Below are 1947 nucleotides of genomic sequence, written 5' to 3'. Positions count from 1 at the left end.
TGCCCGACTTTAACACCTTTTTTTCGTAACCTACGGACCCGACGTCGTTTTTGGCGAAATTCGAGACGGCGTGGCACTACGCCTTGGGCGTCCGCGGCGCTTCAGGGCCGGTTTCGGCGCCGGCTCGGGGTCCGGCGGCTTTGCCTGTCGCGCCCGGGGCGGCAGCGCGATGCGGACACGACGGAAGAGATCGCTCACCGCCGGCGTCGCGTCGGTGCGCACCAGCCAATCGACCTCGCGGTGCCGGAGCCGGACCTGTTGGAGCCGGTCGAGCTCTCGCAGCAGCACCGACCATTCCGGAACACCGCCGGCACCAAAGACCTCGTCGAGTTCCGCGCGCATCAAGAGCGCCAGGAACGAGCAGAACACGTGCCCCCGGATCGCCGCGTCGGAGGAATGGAAGATCGGCCGGGTGCGCATCACCGCCTTGGCGCGCAGGAACTGCTCCTCGACCTGGAGCAGATCGCGATAGCGCAGCACCGCCTGCAGCGGGGTGATCTTGGCGTTGGTGCGCAGCACGAAGATGCCGTCGAAGCGAGCCTCCTCGGCGAGCTTGCCGGGGTCGATCTCAAAAGCCGGCTGACCTTCGGCCTTTTTCGATTTGCGCAGGAAGCGTCGGTAGGCCGAGTTGCCGATCAGCGCCTTGTCGCCCTTCTTCAGCTGCGCTTCGAGCCCGGCCACGATCGCTTGGCGATCGGCGCGGTCTTTCTCGGCCTCCGCCTCGTTGCGGCATACGATGTACCGAATGCCGGCAACGGTGACCTCCTTGACGAACAGCTGGGTCTCGCCGCGTTCGCGCTCGATCAGCAGCGGCACGAAGGGCCGCTCATCGGCCAACACCACCGTCTTCACCACGGTGTCGGTGCGCTCGCGGGCGCCGAGGATGTATTCGAGCTTGCGCTCCTCCAGCCCGGCAATCGTCGAAGCCGAGATCATGCCGCGGTCGGCGACCACGCACACCCGGCCGATCCGGAAGCGGCCGCGCAGCCGGTCCACCACCGGCAGCAGCGTCGTGACGTCGGCGGTGTTGCCCGGCCACATCTCCGTGCAGATCGGCCGCCCGGCAGCGTCGACCACCAGGGCCAGGATCATCTGGTTGAGGTCGGGCCGGTAGTCCTTCGAATAGCCGCGCTCGCCGAGCGTCTCGCCGCCCTCGCCGTAGAACGACAAGCTGGTGGTGTCCATGAACACCGCCGACAGGTCGGAGAACAGGTCGCGGCGGCGCGCGAACAGCCGCTCCTCGATCTCATCCTTGATGCAGCGAGGCGCGAGCTCGCCCTCAGCAGCCTTCGCGATCTCCTCGCCGAGCCAAGCCATTGCCCGGTAGAAGTGATGGAGGTCGAGCCCGTCAGTGCCGGGGATGTCGTAGTCGGCCATCCAGGACGCGCAATCGCGATCGGAGCCGGACACGAACAGCCGGTGCAGGGTGGCCACGAACACCGCGCGCTCGACCGGGAACTCGAAAGCGCGGTCCTTCAGCAAATCGCCGAGCACGGCGTCGATGCCGAGGCGCTGCCAGACCCGCCCGAACACCATGGGACCGCCGATGCGCTTGGCGCCGGCCGAGAGCTGGCCCTCAGTGTCCTCATCGAGCGCCCGCAGCAGCAGGACCTGGTCGGTGAACTTCGCCCCCGACGCCAGCAGCGAGGCCAGGGCGCCGGAGGTGGCGAGGTCGTCGACGCGGCCGAGGGTGGCGATGACGGACTGGCGGACGGCGCCGTCGACGCGCTTGCTTTCGACGATCTGGACGTAGGCGCGTCCGCCGGAGCCTTTGAGACGGAAGAACATGGCGGCCTCCGAGGCTGACACTACGGGATCAGACTCGGAGCCTTCAATCAAGCTATTTCTAGCGCTTGGCGTGGCACTACGTTTTGCGAAATCACTGACTCTACCCTAGCAAAATCAACGGCTTACGACGAAATCGGCCGTTTCACTGTTCAACTCGGG

General features: G+C 66.6%; 1 pseudogene. It reads right to left on the bottom strand.

What is annotated here, in order from left to right:
- Positions 1-159: 159 nt before the first annotated feature.
- Positions 160-1788: pseudogene (locus F1193_RS16840) on the bottom strand (IS1634 family transposase); the annotation flags it as partial.
- Positions 1789-1947: the final 159 nt, after the last annotated feature.

Origin of the sequence: Blastochloris sulfoviridis, from assembly GCF_008630065.1 — a bacterium.
In the GTDB taxonomy this organism is placed as follows: Bacteria; Pseudomonadota; Alphaproteobacteria; order Rhizobiales; family Xanthobacteraceae; genus Blastochloris; species Blastochloris sulfoviridis.
Note: the sequence above shows the minus strand (reverse complement) of the source record. Positions and strands in the feature narration are given on the sequence as shown.